At 62.5% G+C, this 706-nt stretch carries 1 pseudogene; it reads right to left on the bottom strand.

Annotated features, from left to right (window positions below):
- Nucleotides 1–706: pseudogene (locus tag EOB49_RS38060) on the bottom strand (hypothetical protein); the annotation flags it as partial.

Here is a 706-nt window from a genome sequence, read left to right on the forward strand (position 1 = left end):
TACTGCGACCCGCAGTCGACTTCGAAAGCGTCGTTGATCGTGCCGTATTCGAAGGGCGCGGTCTTGATCTCGATAAGGCGCTTCGTGACGCCGCCGATGGTACGCTTCACGACAAGCCAGAGATCGTCGTTGCCGTCTTGGCCCGGCGTCACGATGGCACTTTCCACAACCGCCCAGTCGGAACCGGTGAACGTGCCGCCGAAGCGGTGGATGTGCATCCCTCGCACGTCCTGTGAGGGCTGGTGAGTGTATCCGCCAAGCTGCCCGTCGGCAGTGGGGAACCACAGAACTGGATCAGGGTCGCTTTGGAAGGCTAGCTCGACCACGCCTTTCTTCGGGATGTGTTCCGATACCTGCCCGATGTCATCTGATGCGAACCGACCAGGCTGGGTTTCAGTGAGTTCCGCGATCGACTTCCCCGATCGCGTTACATAGAGGAACGACTGACCAGCATCGACCGGGCGGATGCGGGCGCAGCCGAAGGTGCGTGAGCGCCTGTTCTTGAACGAGGACGGCGTCAACGCCTCATCTATGCCAGAGCCCGAAAGCGCGCGGACGCCGCCTGAGGTACCGATCAGAAGCGCGCCGTCGCTGTCAGCGATCCAGACAATGTCATTGGCCTGGCCGCCGCCCGCCTGGACGAACTCCAGCGCGTCGTCGTCCTTCTCGCCGAGAGCGAAATTGTCGAAGTCGCCGGTGGCCGAGG

The organism is Mesorhizobium sp. M7A.F.Ca.MR.148.00.0.0 (assembly GCF_003997735.1).
Taxonomy (GTDB): Bacteria; Pseudomonadota; Alphaproteobacteria; order Rhizobiales; family Rhizobiaceae; genus Mesorhizobium.